General features: G+C 66.8%; 22 protein-coding genes. 13 read left to right on the top strand and 9 right to left on the bottom strand.

Going from position 1 to position 19,616, the window contains the following annotated elements:
* Nucleotides 1–473 precede the first annotated feature (473 nt).
* The 3 genes from ON38_RS33620 (at nucleotide 474) to ON38_RS33610 (ending at nucleotide 2,631) form a co-directional block, all read left to right on the top strand.
* Nucleotides 474–845 carry an anti-sigma factor antagonist gene (locus ON38_RS33620; protein ID WP_051165613.1) on the top strand — a complete coding sequence of 124 codons (372 nt, stop codon included), beginning with the start codon at nucleotides 474–476 and terminating at the stop codon, nucleotides 843–845.
* 153 nt (nucleotides 846–998) lie between these two features.
* Entirely contained in the window at nucleotides 999–1,124 is a 126-nt protein-coding gene (locus ON38_RS38005; RefSeq protein WP_281004661.1) for a hypothetical protein, read from the top strand.
* A gap of 544 nt (nucleotides 1,125–1,668) precedes the next feature.
* Nucleotides 1,669–2,631 carry a hypothetical protein gene (locus tag ON38_RS33610; RefSeq protein WP_039829477.1) on the top strand — a complete coding sequence of 321 codons (963 nt, stop codon included), beginning with the start codon at nucleotides 1,669–1,671 and terminating at the stop codon, nucleotides 2,629–2,631.
* A 221-nt stretch (nucleotides 2,632–2,852) separates the two neighbouring features.
* Here ON38_RS33610 and ON38_RS35485 read toward each other — a convergent pair whose 3' ends face one another.
* Nucleotides 2,853–4,106: a recombinase family protein gene (locus ON38_RS35485; protein ID WP_083873310.1), complete on the bottom strand. Its 1,254-nt coding sequence runs from the start codon at nucleotides 4,104–4,106 to the stop codon at nucleotides 2,853–2,855.
* 283 nt (nucleotides 4,107–4,389) lie between these two features.
* On the opposite strand from ON38_RS35485, the gene ON38_RS33600 reads away from it, so the two are divergent.
* The gene (locus ON38_RS33600) at nucleotides 4,390–5,067 is read left to right on the top strand and encodes a hypothetical protein (RefSeq protein WP_039829387.1); all 678 of its coding nucleotides are present in this window, start codon (nucleotides 4,390–4,392) and stop codon (nucleotides 5,065–5,067) included.
* Between the two features lie 550 nt (nucleotides 5,068–5,617).
* On the opposite strand, the gene ON38_RS33595 is transcribed toward ON38_RS33600, so the two are convergent.
* Nucleotides 5,618–5,926, bottom strand: coding sequence for a hypothetical protein (locus ON38_RS33595; RefSeq protein WP_039829386.1), 309 nt, complete (start codon nucleotides 5,924–5,926; stop codon nucleotides 5,618–5,620).
* A gap of 164 nt (nucleotides 5,927–6,090) precedes the next feature.
* Here ON38_RS33595 and ON38_RS33590 point away from each other — a divergent pair, with 164 nt between their 5' ends.
* On the top strand, nucleotides 6,091–6,702 hold the full coding sequence (locus ON38_RS33590; RefSeq protein ID WP_051165612.1) for a DUF2249 domain-containing protein: 612 nt from the start codon (nucleotides 6,091–6,093) through the stop codon (nucleotides 6,700–6,702).
* A gap of 32 nt (nucleotides 6,703–6,734) precedes the next feature.
* Here ON38_RS33590 and ON38_RS33585 read toward each other — a convergent pair whose 3' ends face one another.
* The 5 genes from ON38_RS33585 to fdxA all read right to left on the bottom strand — a co-directional run bounded on the left by ON38_RS33585 (nucleotide 6,735) and on the right by fdxA (nucleotide 9,246).
* On the bottom strand, nucleotides 6,735–7,256 hold the full coding sequence (locus ON38_RS33585; RefSeq protein WP_051165611.1) for a universal stress protein: 522 nt from the start codon (nucleotides 7,254–7,256) through the stop codon (nucleotides 6,735–6,737).
* Nucleotides 7,240–7,587: a carboxymuconolactone decarboxylase family protein gene (locus ON38_RS33580; RefSeq protein WP_039829385.1), complete on the bottom strand. Its 348-nt coding sequence runs from the start codon at nucleotides 7,585–7,587 to the stop codon at nucleotides 7,240–7,242. Before ON38_RS33580 ends, ON38_RS33585 begins: the two co-directional genes overlap by 17 nt.
* Nucleotides 7,588–7,733: 146 nt before the next feature.
* Complete coding sequence (locus ON38_RS33575; RefSeq protein WP_039829383.1) at nucleotides 7,734–8,168, bottom strand: hypothetical protein; 435 nt, start codon at nucleotides 8,166–8,168, stop codon at nucleotides 7,734–7,736.
* Nucleotides 8,165–8,899, bottom strand: a complete 735-nt coding sequence (locus ON38_RS33570) for a helix-turn-helix transcriptional regulator (RefSeq protein WP_157101557.1) — start codon at nucleotides 8,897–8,899, stop codon at nucleotides 8,165–8,167. The genes ON38_RS33575 and ON38_RS33570 overlap by 4 nt, the downstream gene beginning before the upstream one ends.
* Entirely contained in the window at nucleotides 8,896–9,246 is a 351-nt protein-coding gene (gene fdxA / locus ON38_RS33565) for a ferredoxin (RefSeq protein ID WP_039829382.1), read from the bottom strand. Before fdxA ends, ON38_RS33570 begins: the two co-directional genes overlap by 4 nt.
* Before the next feature lie 249 nt (nucleotides 9,247–9,495).
* Here fdxA and ctaD point away from each other — a divergent pair, with 249 nt between their 5' ends.
* On the top strand, nucleotides 9,496–11,247 hold the full coding sequence (gene ctaD, locus ON38_RS33560; protein WP_083873309.1) for an aa3-type cytochrome oxidase subunit I: 1,752 nt from the start codon (nucleotides 9,496–9,498) through the stop codon (nucleotides 11,245–11,247).
* 95 nt (nucleotides 11,248–11,342) lie between these two features.
* On the opposite strand, the gene ON38_RS33555 is transcribed toward ctaD, so the two are convergent.
* Nucleotides 11,343–11,669 carry a cupin domain-containing protein gene (locus ON38_RS33555; RefSeq protein WP_039829469.1) on the bottom strand — a complete coding sequence of 109 codons (327 nt, stop codon included), beginning with the start codon at nucleotides 11,667–11,669 and terminating at the stop codon, nucleotides 11,343–11,345.
* A 320-nt stretch (nucleotides 11,670–11,989) separates the two neighbouring features.
* On the opposite strand from ON38_RS33555, the gene tal reads away from it, so the two are divergent.
* The 7 genes from tal to ON38_RS33520 all read left to right on the top strand — a co-directional run bounded on the left by tal (nucleotide 11,990) and on the right by ON38_RS33520 (nucleotide 19,060).
* On the top strand, nucleotides 11,990–13,105 hold the full coding sequence (gene tal, locus ON38_RS33550) for a transaldolase (RefSeq protein ID WP_218000896.1): 1,116 nt from the start codon (nucleotides 11,990–11,992) through the stop codon (nucleotides 13,103–13,105).
* A 5-nt stretch (nucleotides 13,106–13,110) separates the two neighbouring features.
* Nucleotides 13,111–14,403 (top strand): NAD(P)/FAD-dependent oxidoreductase, encoded by a 1,293-nt coding sequence (locus ON38_RS33545; protein ID WP_051165628.1) that lies wholly within the window; start codon nucleotides 13,111–13,113, stop codon nucleotides 14,401–14,403.
* A 5-nt stretch (nucleotides 14,404–14,408) separates the two neighbouring features.
* A complete protein-coding gene (locus tag ON38_RS33540; RefSeq protein ID WP_039829381.1) occupies nucleotides 14,409–14,687 on the top strand; it encodes a hypothetical protein in 279 nt (92 codons plus the stop codon).
* A gap of 152 nt (nucleotides 14,688–14,839) precedes the next feature.
* On the top strand, nucleotides 14,840–15,022 hold the full coding sequence (locus ON38_RS33535) for a hypothetical protein (protein WP_039829379.1): 183 nt from the start codon (nucleotides 14,840–14,842) through the stop codon (nucleotides 15,020–15,022).
* Complete coding sequence (locus tag ON38_RS33530; protein ID WP_039829378.1) at nucleotides 15,022–17,838, top strand: aconitate hydratase; 2,817 nt, start codon at nucleotides 15,022–15,024, stop codon at nucleotides 17,836–17,838. Before ON38_RS33535 ends, ON38_RS33530 begins: the two co-directional genes overlap by 1 nt.
* A gap of 87 nt (nucleotides 17,839–17,925) precedes the next feature.
* Nucleotides 17,926–18,705: a uracil-DNA glycosylase gene (locus ON38_RS33525; RefSeq protein ID WP_039829376.1), complete on the top strand. Its 780-nt coding sequence runs from the start codon at nucleotides 17,926–17,928 to the stop codon at nucleotides 18,703–18,705.
* Between the two features lie 19 nt (nucleotides 18,706–18,724).
* Nucleotides 18,725–19,060 (top strand): MGMT family protein, encoded by a 336-nt coding sequence (locus tag ON38_RS33520; RefSeq protein WP_051165609.1) that lies wholly within the window; start codon nucleotides 18,725–18,727, stop codon nucleotides 19,058–19,060.
* On the opposite strand, the gene ON38_RS33515 is transcribed toward ON38_RS33520, so the two are convergent.
* The gene (locus ON38_RS33515; protein WP_039829374.1) at nucleotides 19,035–19,559 is read right to left on the bottom strand and encodes a DUF488 domain-containing protein; all 525 of its coding nucleotides are present in this window, start codon (nucleotides 19,557–19,559) and stop codon (nucleotides 19,035–19,037) included. The genes ON38_RS33520 and ON38_RS33515 overlap by 26 nt on opposite strands.
* Nucleotides 19,560–19,616: the final 57 nt, after the last annotated feature.

Here is a 19,616-nt window from a genome sequence, read left to right as displayed (position 1 = left end):
ACTGCCAAGATGCGGTGGCCTCGCACCGATGCAGGTGCGCCGGGAGCTGCCCGAGAACGCCGACATCCGAGCGACCATCGCATCCTGGAAGCCGTGTCCCGAACGGTCCTGCAGGCCGTTCTCGAGGTGCGAGCCCATGCCGCGGTGCACGAAGTCGCAGCGTGACCGTTCCGGTGACATTGCCCATCGCCAGTGATGACCGCGCATGTGCATAATGCGGCATCGATCGTTACACCCGAGTAAAGCCCGATTCGGATCCCCTCGCCACAACCGCCCGAACGGGTCGACGCTCCCGGCTCACCGGCCCCGGGCCGGAGCGCATGCAACATCGACGGCTCCGCGTTGAAGAACCCTGGCACCAACCGCGAGAGGACTGCGGGGCTGCTGCACGATCCTGTGACAGGTTCGGTCATGTGGCTTGTCTCGGCGCAGCCGGCCCCGCGGGTGATTGCCCAAGGACTAAAGTCGGTAACGTGCCTGAAGACGACGATGCGTCGGCGGGTGCCCGACTGGCGATCGAGCATCGGATGGCCGGCGAGGTCGCGGTGGTGGCGGTGAGCGGGGCGGTCGACCACACAACCGCCCACCAGCTGATGCAGGCGGTGCGCACGGGGTTGAACCAGACGCGCGGCGGGTTCTGCGTCCTGGATCTGACCGCGGTGCAATTCCTGGGCGGCCACGGCCTCAGCGCCTTACTCAAAGCTTCCAGGGCTGCCGAGAACCGTCGACGGCCGCTGCGTATCGCTGTCGACCACAACCGGCCCGTGATTCATCCGATCGAGATCACCGGGCTGGAGGATTTTCTCGCGCTCTACCACAGCGTCGAGGAGGCGCTACACGCCTGAACCCATGGCATCTCCGCTGAACCGAATCCGCCCCTGCCGAAGCTACGGTGCACTTCCTGACAGCTTCAGGATTCCGGGACCGGTTCGGTGTGCACGTTTCCCGGCGCGGGCCCGGCCGATCGGGAACGGGGCCGAGAACGGGGTGCCAGGGCGGTGGGTTTCGAGGACATCCAGGTGCGTGGTGAGGCCGTGCAGGTCGGTGAGGTGAGCGTGTCCGTGCGGGGCGCCGGCGAGCAGAATTTCGACCTCACACCCCGCGGCGATGTGGCGCGGATATGAGCGATCCAGAACCACCACGACCGTGGTAGCAGGCCCGAGGCCGTGGCCGGCGTGATCGAACCCGGCCTGAGATGGCCCGTAACCGAAGGTGAGCACTTCCGGACCGGAATATTCCCGAATGAAACGCCAGCCGCGGACACGCATCAAGATGTCCAGCCCGACGAATACCCGCCTATCGTCTCCACGCACCGGGTATCCGCATTCAGTACTCAGGGCCTGCATCACGCTCGTCGGTGGGTACCGGCGATGCCAGATCTCGACTTGCACCGCCGTGACGAGATCACCATCTCGCCTCGAGGTTTGCGCACCGACCGCACGAATGGAAGTCCAGATGCGCTGGATGGCGGTCCTCCTCTTCACCCTGGTCATGGACGCTCATGCTCGCAGCCCCGCTGGCCGACCGTCCGCTGACACGCCGGACTCGATGTCGGCCGGGGGAGACATGTCATGGATCGGGTTACCGGTGGGTGGTGAGGGTAGTCGCGGTACCGGCGTGCCCTGCGCCGCCTCGATGCCGTTCACCGTACGAAAGGACAAGTTCTGTATGAGTACCCTCGACACCACGACCCTGCGAACGCAACTGCGCGTCGTCCTCGACCTGACCAGTACCGAGATCCAGATCGCCGAAACCCGGATGGCGCAGGCCCGCACCGATGCGGTGCGCCGGGAACTGTCCGAGAACGCCGACAACGCCCGTGCCCGCGCCGAGGCCATCGAGACCGTCCTGCGAGAACTCGGCGGTGTGCCGACGCTGGCCGGCCCTCTCCTCGGGAGAGTCTCCGCCGTGGTCAAGGCGATAGCCGAACAGGCCCAGCCGTTCGATGAGGCCCTGCTCGGCGACCTCGCCCTCGAACACCAACTCCTCGACCGAGCCCGCTACCTCAAGGTGTTGGCGACCGCCGCCCGGCAACCGGATGTGGTGGCCTTGGCGCAACGGTTGATCACCGCGCACACCGCGACCGTGGACTGGTTGACCACCGTCTTGGCCGAGGACGCCCTCGGCGGGCCGGCCGCACTGCGCCGCACACCCCTGCAGGCGGCCGCCGGGACCACGGTGAAGCTGGCCAACCTCCCGATCACCTGGTCCGCCCGCGGCCTGGACCGACTGCTCGACACCATCCGGGCCACCCCACCCGCGGTCGGGGAACTCCTCACCCAAGGCGCCCAGGCCGGTGATGTCGCCGTCAAAACCCTCACCGCCTCCCGCGACGCCGCGCTCGAGACCGCCGAGCAGGTCACCCGTCGCGAAGGCGCCACCACCGCCGCCGACGCCCTACATTCGATCCGCACCGCCACCGGCCCCCTCGACCCGGACGAGCTACCCATCGGCGACTACGAGGAGCTGAACGTCAACCAGACCGTCACCGCGGTCAAGGAGCTGACCGAACCCACCGACATCCGAACGATCATCACCTACGAGGAAACGCACAAAAACCGCAGCGGTGTCATCTCGGCCGCCCACACCCGACTCACCACCATCGCCCAACAAATCGGGGGACTCAGCTGAGCAGTACGGCCAAGGGCACATCCTCAGGGCAGAGGGTGCCATCGAGCCGAGCCGTTCAAGATTCCGTCGAGTCCGGCCGGCCACATTGTTGGAGGCCCGGGACAGGGGAACCTCACCTCCAAGGAAGCGGGGAACCTCAGAATGTGGAGGTGGGCGGGTTTGATCAGGCCCCGGGCTGGTCGAGCCGGTCTTCGATCACGTACCGAAATCTACGGCGGAGCTCACTGCGGGGCCGGGTGGTCCGGGCAGACCAAGCCCGCGTCGGTGCTGCGCCACCGGCGGACCGCGAGCCATCGGCGCACCAGCATCGGTAGTTCCCCGGTGTCGAGCAGCTCGGTGGCGTAGGGACCGGTCAGCAGGGGGCCGCCGCAGTCGCAGGCTGCACATTCGATGTCGGTGATCGGTACGTCGCGAGGACGGCACCGTTGGCAGTGTCGCCGCTCGACCAGGCCGCCGTCGTCGGCCGGTTCGAGCCAGACGACCTGGATGTCTTCGAGCAACCGCCCCCGCTCGGAGGTGTCGCTGCTGTTGTAGCCGCACATCGGGTTCGGGCATACCGCGGGAGCCTCGGGCAGGTTCCGCTGAGCAGTCTGCTTGAGCCGCCACGTCAGATTCGGCCGCTCGCGAGCGAAATCGAATGCGGTGTTGCTGGTTTCGTCCCGCTCATCGTCGTCGTCGACGGTCGTGACGGCCGCAGGTTTCGGCTGGGCCGACGCCGGTTCGTGGTCGGCCTTGGCGATATCGAACAGGTCGGCCGGATCGCCGGTAGCCCTGCGGGTTTCCTGTTCTGCGATCACCGATACCGGAGCCGGAGCGTCAGCGAGTACTGATACGGCATCGGTGGGGTTCCCTGCGGAGCTCACCGCCACCTCGGCATCTGGTGTTCCGGCTGGACCGGAGTGGGGCCGTGCGCCGATCTTGGTTTTGTCGAGGTGTCCGTAGAGGGTGCCGCGTTTGACGCCGAGGATATCGGCGATCTGCTGCACGGTGTGGCGGCCCTCGTCGTAGAGGCGTTGGGCCTGTTCGACCTGGTGCGCGGTGAGTTTCGGCCGTCGGCCGCCTTTGCGGCCGCGGGCGCGGGCGGCTTCGAGACCGTCGTGGGTGTTGGCAAGTATCAGTTCCCGCTGCAACTCCGCCAGCACACTCAGCATGCCGAACATGGCGCGGCCTTCGGCGGTGTCGGTGTCGATGCCCTGCTCGACCACCTTCAACCCGATCCCGCGCTCGCGCAGCTGCGCGCCGAGGGTGATCAGGTGCAGCACCGACCGGCCGAGCCGGTCGAGGCGGGTGATGACGATGGTGTCGCCACGGCGCGCGAGAGTGAGCACGAGATCGAGTTTCGGTCGCGATGCCTTCGCGCCACTGGCAGTATCGATATGGACATCGGCAGGTTCGACACCGGCGCGACGCAAGGCGTCGATCTGGTGGGCAGGATTCTGTTCGGCGGTTGACACCCGCCCGTAGCCGATCAACATGGTGTCGAAAATAGCCGAAATCGGGTTTGCCGACATTGTTTTCCGGCACGGGTTTCCGACACTCACGTCCTGGGGTTTCACCCGCTCACGCCAGGTTGTCGGCAAACGATCGTTTTCCGACAACTGTCGTTCGGTTCGAACACGCTCTCAAACCCGGTTCTCGCCGAATCAACCGTAACGGCACGCACCCGGTTTTAGCTGTTGCGATTCATCGTTTGCAATCTGATTTGAACTGATGCAACACTATGGAGACCGCGCCAGGTCTACACGAGGAGTGGCCTGTATGGCTGTTCGGTTCAAGCTTGGTTACTACTCACCCATTACTAACGACCCGCTGCATCGGGATTACGTCGGTTACTTTCCGCGCATGACCGAAAGGGAGGCATGGACAGCGGGCCGAGGCATATGGAAGGTGAACAAGGAACGGTTGTCTCGGGAGAAGTTCGCCCTGATCATCGGTGACGGCCGGGTGTGCGCCGTCGCCGAGATCCGCGGCGTGTCTGTCCATGAGGATCGGGTCGCCCTCGACGGTGAGGCGCTGGCGGAAGGCCACCCGGTCCGCGACGCCTGGATCGGAAAACCGGATCCGGTGGTTAACGCCTCGCAGAACCCGGTCGGCTACTGCGACCTCCCGGAAGAGGCCGAGTTCCGCGAACGGCCCTGTGGCTGCGGGTGCGGGGAGATCAGCACCCGCGACTTCCTGCCTGGCCACGACGTGCGCGCCTTCCAGGACCGGGTACGGCGCATGTTCGCTGGCTCGGCACTGGAGTTCATCCGCTGGGTCGACCGCATGGCCGGCGACTGTGGCCTTCCCGTCCTCGCTGTCCATTCCCAGCCCGCCGGTGACGTCGCATCGCCGGACGATCGCCGTGGGCGTCCGAGCCTGGGAAGCCCCTCTGTCGCTCTGTTCGATTCCGAAGATTCGTTGTCTGGCAAGGAATCTCACGCAGACAGCGGCTAGAGAACGCGTGAAGGTTGCGCTGCGGCTGCTTGTCTGACCGACTCTGATCGCCGCAGCCGACGTGATGTCGGGATGTCGTGTACCGACTGAGGTGTCGGGTATCCGGAATTGGAGGGGTGACCCCGACGGCAGCAACATCGTCGAGTTGCCAGGGCTTCGGACACGGTCGAGAAAGTCGAGTTCGACATCACACGGTCCGGCCAGCTGCTGCAGGCTCGGAGCAATGTCGTTCCAGCTGTTCGGGGTCAGCATCGACAACCGGTCGGTGTAGCGAGAATCGATGGCACGAGCGCGGGACTCGATCGCCGAGATGGCTTCGGCTCCCGACGATGTCGTCGAGTGCCTGCCCTGCTGTTGCGGCTTTCCCGATGTGTATGAGGTGGAGCACCGTTCGATTCGTTGCGGGAACTGAATCCGCGAGGCGGCACACAGGGACCGGGCGAGCGGTGCGAATCGGATCCCGGTCCGATACCTGCTTGGCTTCGGCCGGAGAGACCCCGCCGGGAGAAGATACGCGGTGTGCTGCGCCGGCGGGCGGTGACGGAATGGGTCAGCCCAAGGTGACGGTGATGGCGCTGCCGACGACGGTGGCGGTGACGCCGAGCAGGTGCTCGGTGATCATCGCGGCGATCGGCTGGATGTGGCGGTCTCTACGGGCGACGACGGCGAGGGTGCGGGCGTCGATGACGTGGGTGGAAACGAGGTCGTTCACCGTCGTTGCCCTGAGCGTGTCCTGCGGGAATGTGGGAGCGGGCAATGCGCACACCGCATCCTGCACCCGCCGGATCACGCTGATCGCACGCGTCGGAGTCTCGACCGGGTGGTGGCTGGGGGGCGGGGGCAGGATTGAGGTGGTCATCGCGTTCTCCTCGAATTCCTCCGGTACGGACAGTTGCGAGTCGCCGCCTGGCCCGGCCGAGCGGGCCGTGGATGACGGGCGTCATAACCGGGATGGCTTGGCTGGCGAGCCGCGCAGGATTAGTTTATACAATAAGAGATTGTAAAAACTAGGAGGTGGGCCACATGCCCGACACGGACCTGGCACAAACGGGACCGGCGGAATTGGATGTGCGGGAGGTGCGCAAACCGGACAAGCATCCGGCGATCTTCGCGCGGTTCGATGCCCTGGCTGCCGGGGAGTCGTTCGTGTTGGTGAACAATCACTATCCGCGGCATCTGCGTGCCGAGTTCGATGTGGAGCATCCCGGTGGGTACGGCTGGGAGGTTGTCGAGGACGGGCCGCGTGTGTGGCGGGTGCGGATCGGGAAGCTGGCTTCGACATCGCCGCCGCGGATATTGACCGATACCACCATGTTCGAGCCTGGACATCCGGATACGACAGGGGCGGTGTGGACGTTGCTGGTGCGCCGCCGCGATCTGGATGCCAACATCATTCGCATTGCTCCGCACGGGCGCATCGAGGCGCATACCGGGCCGGATCTGGATGTGCTGATCCACGTGCTCGACGGCGCGGGCACCCTTACCACCGAGCTGGGTGAGCTCGAGTTGGCGGCGGGTGCGCTGGTATGGCTGCCGCGCCGGTCACGGCGCGCGTTCACCGCGGGAGCGCATGGTCTGCGGTATCTGACCGTGCATCAACGCCGCCAGGCTCTGGTGCTGGACCCGGTCGGCTGAGCCGGATCGGTGTCGTGGAGCCGGGCCCGCTGTTATGGCACCACGGTGACCGGGCAGTGGGTCCGGCGCAGCAGCCGGGCGGCGGTGGATCCGGTGAGGCGGTGCAGCCGGCTGCTCGACCGGCCGACGACGAGGCTGTCGGCGTTGTTGTCCTCGGCCAGCCGCGCCAGTTCGACCGCGGGGTCGCCGCAGCGGACGGTGAACGACCAGGGCAGGGGCAGGTCGTGGAGGATCTCGGTGGCCAGCTCGCGGGTGGCGGTGACCTGCGCGGTGGTGAGGTCGGCGCCCATCGGCGCCAGGCTGGTCGGGTAGGCGCTCGTGGCGAGCGTGCTGATGTAGGCAACCAGCACGGTGGCATGCATGCGGCGTGCGGCGCCGGCGGCATAGGCGAGCGCATGCTGGGACGCCTCGGAGGTGTCGATGCCGACGACGATAAGCGGAGCGCGGGCCCGGCCGCGGTGATCGCGGCGGTGTGTGGTCTGCTCGGTCACCGCGTCGTGCTGGTCGCGGGATGGGCGCGGGTGTTCGGGGCGGGATTCAGCCGGCGTGGTCATGGTCGTATCCGGCGAGGGTGTGCAGGGCGATGGTGGAGTGCGCGAACGCGCCACCGGCACGCATCTCGGCGGCCACCCAGATCGCTTCCATGATCTCGGCGTCGCCGGCACCGGCATGGTGCGCGAGCCTCGTGTGGCCGGCGATGCAATACGGGCATTGGGTGACGTGCGCGACCGCGACGGCGATGAGCTGCTTGGTCTTTTGCGGCAGCGCCCCGTCGGCGAACACCTGCCGGCTGAATTCGTCGAACGCCTGATGGATGTCGGGGGCCAATTCGCGGCGCCGCGCGCCGACGTCGTGGGTCGCGGCGGGATAAACGGGATCGCTCATCTGCTACTCCTCCTCTGCTGTGTCGCTGGATTGTTCTGTCGGTCGATTCCTCCCGGGTGTGTGTGAAGGTGAACCGTGGTGCGGCCGCCGCGCTGGGGACGGCTGGTGCGTCTTTCCTGCGGGACCGGCTGCGGTCCGGGAGTTGTTCATGACACGCTGTGGGCCAGTAGCAGGGTGGCGCCGACGAGAAGTGCGGCTATTTTCAGGATTTCCAGCACCACGTACTCGTAGTGGCCGCGCGATCGGGGCGCGTCGTGGCCGGCGAGCACGGCATTGCTGCGGCGGGTCAGCCGCGGCCGGACCAACGTGAGCTGCACGAGCAGCGCCGCAATAGCCACGATCAGCGCGGTCATGGTGCCCGTAGCGGGCGGGTCGATGACGATAGCGACGAGAATCGCTGCCGCGAAAACGATTTCGATGCCGTTGAGGGCGCGGAACACCAGCCGTCCGATTCCGAGCCCGATCGGCACGGTGACGCCGGGCGCCCGGAATTTCAGCGGCGCCTCCAGGAACGAGATCGCCAGCACCATGCCGAGCCAGCAGAAACCGACCGCGGTGACAACGGCCCCGGCGGTGGTCATGCCGCGGATCCGGTCGGTGCCTGCGCGGGCGTGGCGGTGCTGGTCGTGGTGAGGTGAGCCAGGCACAGGTCGGGGGTGACGAACGGGTCGAGCCGTTGCACGGCGACCGGTGCAGCCCGGCCTTCGAGCACCCCCTGCATCAAGCCCAGATGGATCGGGCATACCACGCTCGCACGAGTTTCGGCCAGGTCAAGGAACGGGCAGTGCTGCAACCGGATCTTCGGCTGATCATCGTCGGTGTCGGGTTCGGGATCGAAGCCGATCTCGTCGAGCACCCGCACCAGTTCATCCACCGCCTGCTCGGCGGTCGGCGACGCGGTGTCCATGTCGCGGGCCATCTCGCGGCCCCAGCGTCGCCCGGCCTCGGCGGCGCGGGCCGACGGGTCGGGGTCGGCGGCCAGCCCAGCGGTGAGGATCTCGGCGAGCAGTCGGTAGTTACGTGGCCCGGCCGGGTCCATCCCACGATGAGCGCGGAACATCTGCGGCGGGCGCCCCGGCCCGGTGCGCGGGGGTTCGACCCGCTCGGCTTGCCCGGCCTCGACCAGCGCCTCGAGATGGAAGCGCACCGTATTCGGGTGCAGCCGCAGCTGCGTGGCGATATCGACGATGCTCAACGCATCATGGGAACCGCGCAATGCCGCGAGCACGTCGCCGCGACGCCCACCACCGGCTCCGGTCGGCGTGGCACGGGAGCGCGGCAGTGTGGTGGCGGATGCTTTTTCGCGTGTCATGGCTGGCTACTCCGTGTCGGCAGCGCGGTGACCAGCGGAGTATCGACCCCAACCGGGCCGAGTTTCGCTGCGCCGCCGGGAAATCCGAGCGGTTGGTCGCGTCCGGGCAGGGTTTCGGTGAAGAAGGCGGCGTTGTCGTCGAGATAGGGCTCGAGTTCGGCGGGAAGGTCCTGCTCGTAGTAGATCGCATCCACCGGGCACACCGGTACACACGCTCCGCAGTCCACGCACTCGTCGGGGTGGATGTACAACGACCGGCCGCCCTCGTAGATGCAATCGACCGGGCATTCCTCCACACACGCCCGGTCCATCACGTCCACACAGGGCTCGCCGATCACATACGCCATACCTCTATTTATACATCGAAATCTTGTATAAACTAAGCGGCGGGTGACCTACCCCACCGGATCTCTCGGTGCCGACCATCAACACAGGGACCGGTTGTCTCACCGCGGTGTCTCACTCGCCGCCGCATGCGGCGAGGGGTCGGCTGATCCCGATGCTGTGACGGCCGGGTCCGCCACCCGCCATGTGTACCCGTCGAGGATGTCGAACCGAGAGGGGATTCACCGTTGTCTGCAGCACCGGGGCACACCATGCCCGCCGTCGAGGCCGAGCGCCCGTTCCCCGCGCGGATGGGCCCCCAGGGCGCGGCGATCCGGAAGATCGTCACCACCACCGACCCGAAACTTCTCGGCGTCATGTACATCTTCACCGCGATATCGTTCTTCCTGATCGGCGGGTTGATGGCGCTGCTGATGCGCACCGAGCTGGCGCGGCCGGGCCTGCAGTTCCTGTCCAACGAGCAGTACAACCAGTTGTTCACCATGCACGGCACACTCATGCTGCTGTTCTATGCGACCCCGATCGTGTTCGGATTCGCCAACTGCGTACTGCCACTGCAGATCGGCGCCCCCGACGTGGCGTTTCCACGGCTGAATGCGCTCAGTTACTGGCTGTATCTGTTCGGCGCGACGATCGCGACCGCGGGATTCGTCACCCCCGGCGGTGCCGCCGATTTCGGGTGGACGGCATACATACCGTTGAGCTCGGCCATCCATTCCCCCGGCGTCGGTGCCGACCTGTGGATCATGGGGGTGGGATTATCCGGCGTGGGCACCATCCTGGGCGCGGTGAACATGGTCACCACCGTGGTGTGCCTGCGGGCACCCGGGATGACGATGTTCCGGATGCCGATCTTCACCTGGAATATTCTGGTGACGAGCTTTCTCGTGTTGCTGGCGTTCCCGATCCTGACCGCCGCCTTGATGGCCCTGGAGGTGGATCGGCACCTCGGCGGGCACATCTACGACCCCGCTACCGGCGGCCCGATCCTCTACCAGCATCTGTTCTGGTTCTTCGGCCATCCCGAGGTCTACATCGTCGCGATCCCGTTCTTCGGGATCATCACCGAGATCTTGCCGGTGTTCAGCCGAAAACCTGTCTTCGGCTACACCGCACTGGTGTTCGCGACTCTCGGTATCGCGGCATTGTCGTCGGCGGTGTGGGCGCACCACATGTTCGCCACCGGCGCGGTGCTGCTGCCGTTCTTCTCCCTGATGTCGTTTCTGATCGCGGTACCGACCGGGGTGAAGTTCTTCAACTGGATCGGCACCATGTGGAAGGGGCAATTGACGTTCGAAACACCCATGCTGTGGTCGCTGGGGTTCATCACCACGTTTCTGTTCGGCGGCCTGTCCGGGGTGATCCTGGCCAGCCCACCCCTGGACTGGCATGTGCACGACAGCTACTTCGTCGTCGCGCACTTCCATTACGTGCTGTTCGGCACCATCGTGTTCGCCACCTTCGCCGGCATCTACTTCTGGTTCCCGAAATTCACCGGCCGCTTCCTCGACGAACGCCTGGGCCGCCTGCACTTCTGGACCACCTTCCTCGGCTTTCACGCGACATTCCTGGTGCAGCACTGGCTCGGCGCCGAAGGCATGCCGCGGCGCTACGCCGACTACCTGCCCGCCGACGGTTTCACGATCCTCAATACGGTATCCACCCTCGGGTCGTTCGTTCTCGGGTTCTCGATGATCACCTTCGTATGGAACGTGTTCAAAAGCTATCGATACGGTCAAGTCGTCACCGTGGACGACCCCTGGGGATACGGCAACTCCCTGGAATGGGCGACGACCTGCCCGCCACCACGGCACAACTTCTACGAACTACCCCGCATCCGTTCGGAGCGGCCCGCATTCGAATTGCATTACCCACACATGGTGGAGCGGATGCGCGCCGAATCCCACGCCGGCTGGGGTGCCGCCGGCCGCGCCACGGTTACCGCGGCTGAGGCGGACGGCACCGATCCATCGAACCGGGCCGATGAGTCCGATGCCGACTAGAGCGCCGGGGCCGCCGGACACTGCAGCGCCTACCATCGACTCCCGGCACCGCCGGGCCCTGACCGAGGTCGACAGTGCGCCCGTCCCCGTCCCGGCTATTTGGCGACTGTCAGCAGCACCACGGCATCGTCGATCGCTTCGAGGCTGTGGCGGGCCTGCGGGACTATCAGCAGGTCACCGTGACGGCCCGCCCACGAGGCGCCTGCAGTGTGTAGCTGGACCCGGCCGTGCAGCACCAACAGCGTCGCCTCGCCCGGATTCTCGTGCTCGCCCAGCGCGGCGCCGGCAGCCAACGCGACCACGGTCTGTCGCAGCCGATGCTCATGCCCGCCATACATCGTGGCCGCCGCCCGCCGCGCGGGGACCGCGTTCGCCCGCTGCAGCAGTTCTCGTGCCATCGCTTCCACCGAGAACTTCTCCATCACCGCTCCTCGCTTCCCGTCCGGCATCGCATCGATCGCCATCTTCCAGCATCACCGCAGGCCGGTCCGGCTTCTCCGGGGTGGCGTCACTCGCCTGCGGCCTGGCCCTCGACCACGTCGAGGCGACACCGAGGTGTCCTGCGCGCTGCGGATCCGAGTCCAGACCCCCGGGCTCCAACCGCCGAACTCGGGGCCATCCACGCCGAGGTCGCCGCCCTCGTGCCCAGAGTCGGAACTGGTTTGCCGGCACCGAAATGCTCGGTCGGGCGCCGAACTCGACACCTGGTAAACGGCTGCACTCGCCAAACGCATGGAAGGAGATGCTCATGTCCGACCCTTTGACCGCATTGACCCAGGCCGGGGTATCGATCTGGCTCGATGACCTCAACCGCGGGCGGCTGATCGAGGGCAGCTTGGCCCGCCTGGTCGCCGACCGGCATGTGACGGGGGTGACCACCAACCCGGCCATCTTCGCCAAGGCCATCACCGGCAGCGACGCCTATACCGGCCAGATCGGTCGTCTCACGCTGCGCCGGGTCGATGTCGAGGCGGCGCTACGGGAGTTGACCGCCTACGACGTGCGGTGGGCGTGTGATGTGCTGCGCCCGGTCTTCGACGCCACCGACGGGGTGGACGGTCGGGTGTCGATCGAGGTCGACCCCCGGTGGGCGCACGACACCGACCGCACCGTCGCCGAAGCCAAGGCGCTGTGGTGGCTGGTGGATCGGCCCAATCTGCTGGTCAAGATCCCCGCCGCCAAACAAGGACTACCAGCGATCACCGCCTGCCTTGCCGAGGGAATCGACATCAACGTCACCCTCATGTTCTCTCTGCACCGCTACCGGCAGGTGATCGACGCATTCCTCGACGGGCTCGAACAAGCTCGCGCGAACGGCCACGACGTCTCCCGAATCCATTCGGTGGCGTCTTTTTTCGTCTCCCGCGTGGATACCGAGGTCGACCACAGGCTCGACAAAATCGGCACCGACGCGGCCGCGGCCTTGCACGGGAGCGCGGCGATCGCCAACGCACGACTGGCGTATCGGCTCTACGAGCAGTACCACGAGGGCGAGCGCTGGCGGGCACTGGCGGGCGCGGGGGCCCGCCCGCAACGACCGTTGTGGGCGTCGACCGGGGTGAAGAACCTGTGTTACGACGACACCCGCTACGTCACCGACCTCGTCGCACCCGGGGTGGTGAACACCATGCCCGAGGCCACCCTGCACGCGGTCGCCGACCACGCCCATATCCCGCGTGACAGCATCCACGGCACCTACCCACAGGCGCACCAAATCCTTGAGCAACTGACCGCGCTCGGCATCGACTACGACGACGTCGTGGCCACCCTCGAAACCGACGGGGTCGCAAAATTCGACGACGCCTGGGACCATCTCTCCGGTGAACTGTCGGTCGCCCTCGCCGGGTCCAGGCGGTGACCACCATGGCTGCAGTCGGAACAGTCGTGATCGCCGGGGCCGGTCTGGCCGGCGCGAAAACCGCACAAGCATTGCGTGAGGGCGGGTTCGAGGGGGCCGTCATCCTGGCCGGCAACGAAACCCATCGCCCCTACGAGCGGCCGCCGCTGTCGAAGGACTACCTACAGGGCAAGACTGGCCGCGACAGCATCGACGTGCACGAACCCGACTACTACACCCGCCACGACATCGACCTGCGCCCCGGTAACGCTGTCACCGACATCGACTCACACGCCCGCCAGGTCGTGTTCGATGATGGGCACCGGCTGGGTTATGACCGGCTGGTGCTGTGCACCGGCGTCACCCCGCGGCGGTTGCCGCTACCCGGCGCCGACGCCGACGGCGTGCTGTATCTGCGCAGCGTCGACGACAGCGACCGGCTGCGCGCCACCTTGGCGACCGCGTCGTCGATCGCGATCGTCGGCGGCGGTTGGATCGGGCTCGAGGTCGCCGCCGCCGCGGTCGCGGCCGGGGTTGCGGTCACCGGCGTGGCCCGCGCACCGGTGCCCCTGACCGGCGTGCTGGGGCCGCAGATGGGGCAGGTGTTCGCTGAGCTGCACCGCAGCCACGGCGTCGACCTGCGTACCCGCCGGTCCCCGACCGAAATCCTCACCCACAAAGGCACCGTGGTGGGGCTGCGGCTCGACGACGGCACCCAGATCGACGCCGATGCCGTCCTCATTGCGGTCGGCGCTGTCCCCGACGCTGCGCTCGCCGCCCGCGCCGGTCTCGCCGTCGACGACGGTGTCCTGGTCGATGCCTCGCTGTGCAGCAGCGATCCCGCCGTCTACGCCGCCGGTGACATCGCTCGTGCCGAGCATCCGCTGCTGGGGGCCAGGGTGCGGGTAGAGCACTGGGCCAACGCCCTGAACCAGCCCGCCACCGTCGCCGACGCTATCCTCGGCCGGCCCGCTTCCTATCAACGGCTGCCGTACTTCTACACCGACCAGTACGAGCTGAGTATGGAATACACCGGGTACGTCCCGCCCGGTAGCAGCGATCGGGTCGTCGTACGCGGTGAGGTCGATCGGCTCGAGTTCATCGCGTTCTGGGTGCGCGAGGGGCGCGTGCTGGCCGGGATGAACGTCAACACCTGGGACGTCACCGACCCGATCAACCAGCTCATCCGCGACCGCACCCCGCTCGATCTCGACCGGCTCGCCGACCCCAGCGTGCCGCTGGCCGACCTCACGGCACCCCCGGTGAGGATCCCACCAGCCGCGACACACCCGTCACCCGTCACCGATACGGAGCACTGAAACGCATGCCCGAACAGCTGAGTGTCGAGTTGGTCATCGATCACGAATATCGCGTCCGCATCGGCGACGGCGGCGACACCGTGGAATCGGAGTTCGTCGTCGATCCCGACGTGCTGACCGAACTGGGCCTCGATCCAGGCGACGAGCGGCGCATCGTCGAACACACTGCACGGTTCCTGGCCGATCATCAACCGGTTACCGATTTCCCCGCCGTGGTCTACCTCGACGAAGTCGCCGCCGCCTACCGCGACTACCCCGACGAGTTGCGTCGCAGACTCGGCTGAGTCGATCGAGCCGGCACGGCGGATCGACGGTGGCTGCGGATGGCGCTCGCGCCGTTACCACTCGGGTGGATGGGCATACAGTGAAATCAGTGGGCCACGTTGTCGGCGCACCGGCCTGATGGCCGGTCGCACCTGATCAGGAGGCGCATCACATGACCGAATCGCTGCATCCGTTTGCTACCACACCGATCCTCGCGCATCGCCGGGTTCTCGCTACGAAGGTGCGCGAGGCCTTCGGAAACGTCGACCGAGCGATGTGCGACGACATCACACCGGCGCTCCACACGATCGACCGGGCCGATGCGCACATCGGCTCCGGCGACGGGCCGCAGTGATGAGCGGCAACAGCTTCGGGGCCCGCGACGTGTGGACGGCGGGGGACCGGGAGTTCACCATCTACCGGCTCGACCGTATCCCGACCGCGCACCGGCTGCCCTACAGCCTCAAAGTGCTGCTGGAAAACCTTGCCCGCCGCGAGGACGGGCACCTGGTCACCGCCGAACAGGTACGTGCCCTCGCCGCGTGGGATCCGGCCGCAGTCGGTACTACCGAAATCGCGTTCACACCGGCGCGGGTATTGATGCAGGACTTCACCGGGGTGCCGTGTGTGGTGGATCTGGTCGCCATGCGAGACGCGATGACCTCACTCGGCGGCGACCCGGGCCGGATCAACCCGCTGATCCCGACCGAGTTGGTCATCGACCATTCGGTGATCGCCGACGTCTTCGCCCGCCCGGACGCGTCCGCGATCAACGCGGAGTTGGAGTTCACCCGCAATATGGAGCGCTACCAACTACTGCGGTGGGCGCAGCAGGCGTTCGAGGGCTTCTCCGTGGTACCTCCGGACACCGGGATCTGCCACCAGGTCAACCTCGAATACCTCTCGCGAGTGGTGTTCACCCGTGACGACCCGGGCGGCGGGCCGCCGCTGGCCTATCCGGACACTGTCGTGGGTACCGACTCGCACACCCCGATGGTCAACGGACTCGGCGTACTCGGCTGGGGAGTCGGCGGCATCGAAGCCGAGGCCGCGATGCTCGGCCAGCCGATGAGCATGCTGCTCCCACAAGTCCTCGGAATCAAACTGACCGGCGAGTTACCCGAGGGCACCACCGCCACCGATCTGGTGCTCACCATCGCCGAACTGCTGCGCCGCACCGGCGTGGTCGGCAAATTCGTCGAGTTCTACGGCCCCGGGGTGGCGAACGTGCCGCTGGCCAACCGCGCCACCATCGGCAATATGAGCCCCGAGTACGGCTCCACCTGCGCGATCTTCCCGATCGACGCTGTGACTGTGGACTATCTGCGGCTCACCGGACGCCCCGAACACCAGATCCGCCTCGTCGAGGCCTACGCCAAGGAGCAGGGGCTGTGGCACGACCCCTGCCACGAACCCGACTACAGCCAGCGGATCGAACTGGACCTGACGACCGTGGAGCCCTCCATCGCCGGACCCAAACGCCCGCAGGACCGCATCGCGCTGGCCGATGCCCCACACGCGGTCGCATCCTTGCTGACCGGACCGCCCGCCGCACCCGCGACAGTAGGGCTGGACCAGGCATCGGGTGAGTCGTTCCCGGCCAGCGACCCCATCGCCGTCGACCGCGACCGCGCCGTCGACAGGCCGCGGGATCCGAGTGATCGGTGTCGATGCGAGCACCCGCACCGGTGGCTTTCGGCGCCGCAGTCGGTGACCTTCACCGACGAGACCACCACCACCGTCGACCACGGGCACGTGGTGATCGCCGCGATCACCTCCTGCACCAACACCTCCAATCCGTCGGTCATGATCGGCGCGGCGCTACTGGCGAAGAAAGCCATCGAGAAGGGCCTGTCCCGCAAACCGTGGGTCAAAACCACGCTCGCGCCGGGTTCGCGGGTGGTCACCGACTACTACACCCGCGCCGGGCTCACGCCCTACCTCGACGAGCTGGGATTCTCGCTCGTCGGCTACGGGTGCACCACCTGCATCGGCAACTCCGGCCCGCTGATCCCCGAAGTCAGCACCGCCATCGCCGCGGGCGATCTCACGGTGTGCTCGGTGCTGTCGGGCAACCGCAACTTCGAGGGCCGCATCCACCCGGAAACGAAGATGAATTTCCTCGCCTCGCCACCGCTGGTCATCGCCTACGCGCTGGCCGGCACGATGCGCATCAACCTGCTGCGCGACCCGCTCGCCACGGCCCCTGACGGCACCCAGGTGTATCTGCGCGACATCTGGCCCACCACCGCCGAAATCGAGGAGATCGTCGCCGCGAACCTGCGTTCGGAAATGTTCACCGACGGCTACGCCGACGTCTTCACCGGCGACGACCGCTGGCGCGGGCTCGACGTCGCGGCCGGGCAGATCTACACCTGGAACGACGAGTCGACCTACGTGCGGCGCCCACCCTACTTCGAGCACACAACCCGCGAACCACAACCGGTCACCGACATCACCGGCGCCCGGGTACTGGCAATGCTCGGTGACTCGGTGACCACCGACCACATCTCCCCGGCCGGGTCCATCACACGCGACGGCCCCGCCGGAACCTACCTCCAGCAGTGCGGCGTCGTACCGAAAGACTTCAACTCCTACGGCTCGCGCCGCGGCAACCACGAGGTGATGATCCGCGGCACCTTCGCCAACATCCGATTACGCAACCACCTCGCCCCAGGCACGGAGGGCGGGGTGACCCGACACCTACCGGACGGCCGGCAGATGAGCATCTTCGACGCCGCCACCGTCTACACCGCCGAACAGGTGCCGCTGTTGATCCTCGCCGGGGCCGAATACGGCTCCGGGTCCTCGCGAGACTGGGCAGCCAAGGGCACACTGCTGCTCGGCGTGCGGGCGGTGCTGGCACGCTCGTTCGAGCGTATCCATCGAACGAACCTGATCGGTATGGGAGTGCTGCCGCTGCAGTTCCCCGAAGGCGAATCGGTGCAATCACTCGGCCTGACCGGTGAGGAAACCTACTCGATCACCGGGCTGACGCACGCGAACACCGCCGAGGACTTTCCGCGGCAGGTGAGCGTTCGCGCCGTCGACGACACGGGGCACCCGACGGAATTCACCGCCACCGTGCGGATCGACACCCCCGCCGAAGCCGCCTACTACCGGCACGGCGGAATCCTGCCCTACGTGCTACGCCAACTACTCACAGACTGAAACACCACGGTCAGCGTGGTTCACAGGACAGCCACGACACCACAGGAGCCCGGTATGCCACAACTCCATGGCCCCGACACTCGACCGATGCCGGGTCCCGATCCCGCCACCGTCGAGTATCCGGCGATCCGAGCCGACCGCGCCGAGACAATCGACGAGGTGCAGGACGCACTGATCCGATGCCGGGCCTGTCCACGCCTGGTCACCTGGCGTGAACACGTCGGCACCGTCAAGCGCAGCGCCTACCGCGACTGGGACTACTGGTCCAAGCCTGTCCCCGGGTTCGGGCCCAGCGATGCGGCGGTTGCCCTCGTCGGCCTCGCCCCGGCGGCACACGGCGGCAACCGCACCGGCCGCATCTTCACCGGCGACCCCTCCGGTGACCTCCTCTACGCCACCTTGCACGCACTCGGCGTCGCCTCCCGGCCCACCGCCACCCACCGCGGTGACGGCCAGAGCCTGCACGGGGTTCGCATCACCGTCCCCGTGCACTGCGCCCCACCGGACAACCAGCCCACCACCACCGAACGCAACACCTGCCGGCCCTGGCTGACCCGCGAACTCCAACTCCTGCAACCCACCCTGTCCGTTATCGTCGCCCTGGGCGGATTCGCCTGGCGCACACTACTGCCGATCCTCACCGACATCGGCTGGCACCTGCCCGCACCCCGGCCCACCTTCGGCCACGGCCGACACATTCTCATCGACGACCCGTCCACACAGCGCGGGCTACACCTCTTCGGCTGCTACCACCCCAGCCGGCGCAACATATCCACCCGCACCCTCACCCCCGCCATGCTCCACGACCTCCTGCAGCGCGCTCTCACCACCGCAACCCTCAACCATTCCAGCGGTCGGCCTCGATGACCGGCAGTTCAGAGGACCCATGACGCAACCGGGTGACAAGTCGATATCGCCGTTCACGCGGCGGGTCTTGGACGTGATCGACCAGATTCCGGCCGGCCGGGTGATGTCCTATGGCGCGATCGGCGACCGGGTCGGCGGTAGCGCCCGGCAAGTCGGACATGTCATGACCACCTGCGCCGAAGAAACCCACTGGCATCGGGTCGTATACGCCGACGGCACGCCCGCATCCTGCCACGCCGGTCGTGCTCTCGACCTGCTGCGCGCCGAAGCCACCCCGATGCGCGGCAACCGCGTGGATATGGCCCGCGCCCAGTGGCAGGGGCCCCCGATCACAGCGGCGTCGACGGATAGGTGACTCGTGTGCCGCGCACCGACGCGAAACTCGTCATCTCTGCCGGTATGAGCGTCGACGCGCCCATGATGTGCTGGACATCGATGCCACGTACGAGAAGTGCGTCGGCGACCAGCCGGCGATGACACCGCCAGAAGACGGCCTCAGCGCACATGATGACGGTGACATGTTCTGCGGCCAGCGCGATGAGTTCCTCGATCGCCTCCTCGAACGAGCGCGTCTGCATATAGTCGGCGTACCCGCGGAAGGACACGTTGCGCCACCCCGTGTTGATCGAATCTCGCGTCGGCTTCCGTAGTCCACCCAGCCCCGGCACCGGCCGGTAACCGATACCGGCCGCGGCCAGCGATTCCCCGAGCCGGTCGATGTGGAACTGCGGGTTGTGGCGGGACTTGGGCACGGTTCGGATGTCTGCCACCAGGCCGATGCCGACATAGTTCAGCGTCCCGATGAACTCCGCGACGGGACGGGTGGAATGGCCGATGGCGTAGACGGGCGACATAGCACTTCCCACGCGGTGGTACACCTCTGCCGAACAACGTCTCGCCGCATCAAAGCA

The organism is Nocardia testacea NBRC 100365 (assembly GCF_000308775.1).
GTDB classification, from domain to species: Bacteria; Actinomycetota; Actinomycetes; order Mycobacteriales; family Mycobacteriaceae; genus Nocardia; species Nocardia testacea.
This window is presented reverse-complemented; position numbering and strand designations above follow the sequence as displayed.

Excerpts from the sequence above, each read along its gene's own strand:
- ON38_RS33515 (WP_039829374.1), bottom strand. The coding sequence starts at position 19,559 with ATGTCGCCCGTCTACGCCATCGGCCATTCCACCCGTCCCGTCGCGGAG.
- ON38_RS33530 (WP_039829378.1), top strand. The coding sequence starts at position 15,022 with ATGAGCGGCAACAGCTTCGGGGCCCGCGACGTGTGGACGGCGGGGGAC.
- ON38_RS33595 (WP_039829386.1), bottom strand. The coding sequence starts at position 5,926 with ATGACCACCTCAATCCTGCCCCCGCCCCCCAGCCACCACCCGGTCGAG.
- ON38_RS33585 (WP_051165611.1), bottom strand. The coding sequence starts at position 7,256 with ATGACCACGCCGGCTGAATCCCGCCCCGAACACCCGCGCCCATCCCGC.
- ON38_RS33575 (WP_039829383.1), bottom strand. The coding sequence starts at position 8,168 with ATGACCACCGCCGGGGCCGTTGTCACCGCGGTCGGTTTCTGCTGGCTC.
- ON38_RS33540 (WP_039829381.1), top strand. The coding sequence starts at position 14,409 with ATGCCCGAACAGCTGAGTGTCGAGTTGGTCATCGATCACGAATATCGC.
- ON38_RS33555 (WP_039829469.1), bottom strand. The coding sequence starts at position 11,669 with ATGGAGAAGTTCTCGGTGGAAGCGATGGCACGAGAACTGCTGCAGCGG.
- ON38_RS33590 (WP_051165612.1), top strand. The coding sequence starts at position 6,091 with ATGCCCGACACGGACCTGGCACAAACGGGACCGGCGGAATTGGATGTG.
- ctaD (WP_083873309.1), top strand. The coding sequence starts at position 9,496 with ATGCCCGCCGTCGAGGCCGAGCGCCCGTTCCCCGCGCGGATGGGCCCC.
- fdxA (WP_039829382.1), bottom strand. The coding sequence starts at position 9,246 with ATGGCGTATGTGATCGGCGAGCCCTGTGTGGACGTGATGGACCGGGCG.
- ON38_RS33520 (WP_051165609.1), top strand. The coding sequence starts at position 18,725 with ATGACGCAACCGGGTGACAAGTCGATATCGCCGTTCACGCGGCGGGTC.
- ON38_RS33600 (WP_039829387.1), top strand. The coding sequence starts at position 4,390 with ATGGCTGTTCGGTTCAAGCTTGGTTACTACTCACCCATTACTAACGAC.
- ON38_RS33580 (WP_039829385.1), bottom strand. The coding sequence starts at position 7,587 with ATGAGCGATCCCGTTTATCCCGCCGCGACCCACGACGTCGGCGCGCGG.
- tal (WP_218000896.1), top strand. The coding sequence starts at position 11,990 with ATGCTCATGTCCGACCCTTTGACCGCATTGACCCAGGCCGGGGTATCG.
- ON38_RS33525 (WP_039829376.1), top strand. The coding sequence starts at position 17,926 with ATGCCGGGTCCCGATCCCGCCACCGTCGAGTATCCGGCGATCCGAGCC.
- ON38_RS33570 (WP_157101557.1), bottom strand. The coding sequence starts at position 8,899 with ATGACACGCGAAAAAGCATCCGCCACCACACTGCCGCGCTCCCGTGCC.
- ON38_RS35485 (WP_083873310.1), bottom strand. The coding sequence starts at position 4,106 with ATGTTGATCGGCTACGGGCGGGTGTCAACCGCCGAACAGAATCCTGCC.
- ON38_RS33535 (WP_039829379.1), top strand. The coding sequence starts at position 14,840 with ATGACCGAATCGCTGCATCCGTTTGCTACCACACCGATCCTCGCGCAT.
- ON38_RS33610 (WP_039829477.1), top strand. The coding sequence starts at position 1,669 with ATGAGTACCCTCGACACCACGACCCTGCGAACGCAACTGCGCGTCGTC.
- ON38_RS33545 (WP_051165628.1), top strand. The coding sequence starts at position 13,111 with ATGGCTGCAGTCGGAACAGTCGTGATCGCCGGGGCCGGTCTGGCCGGC.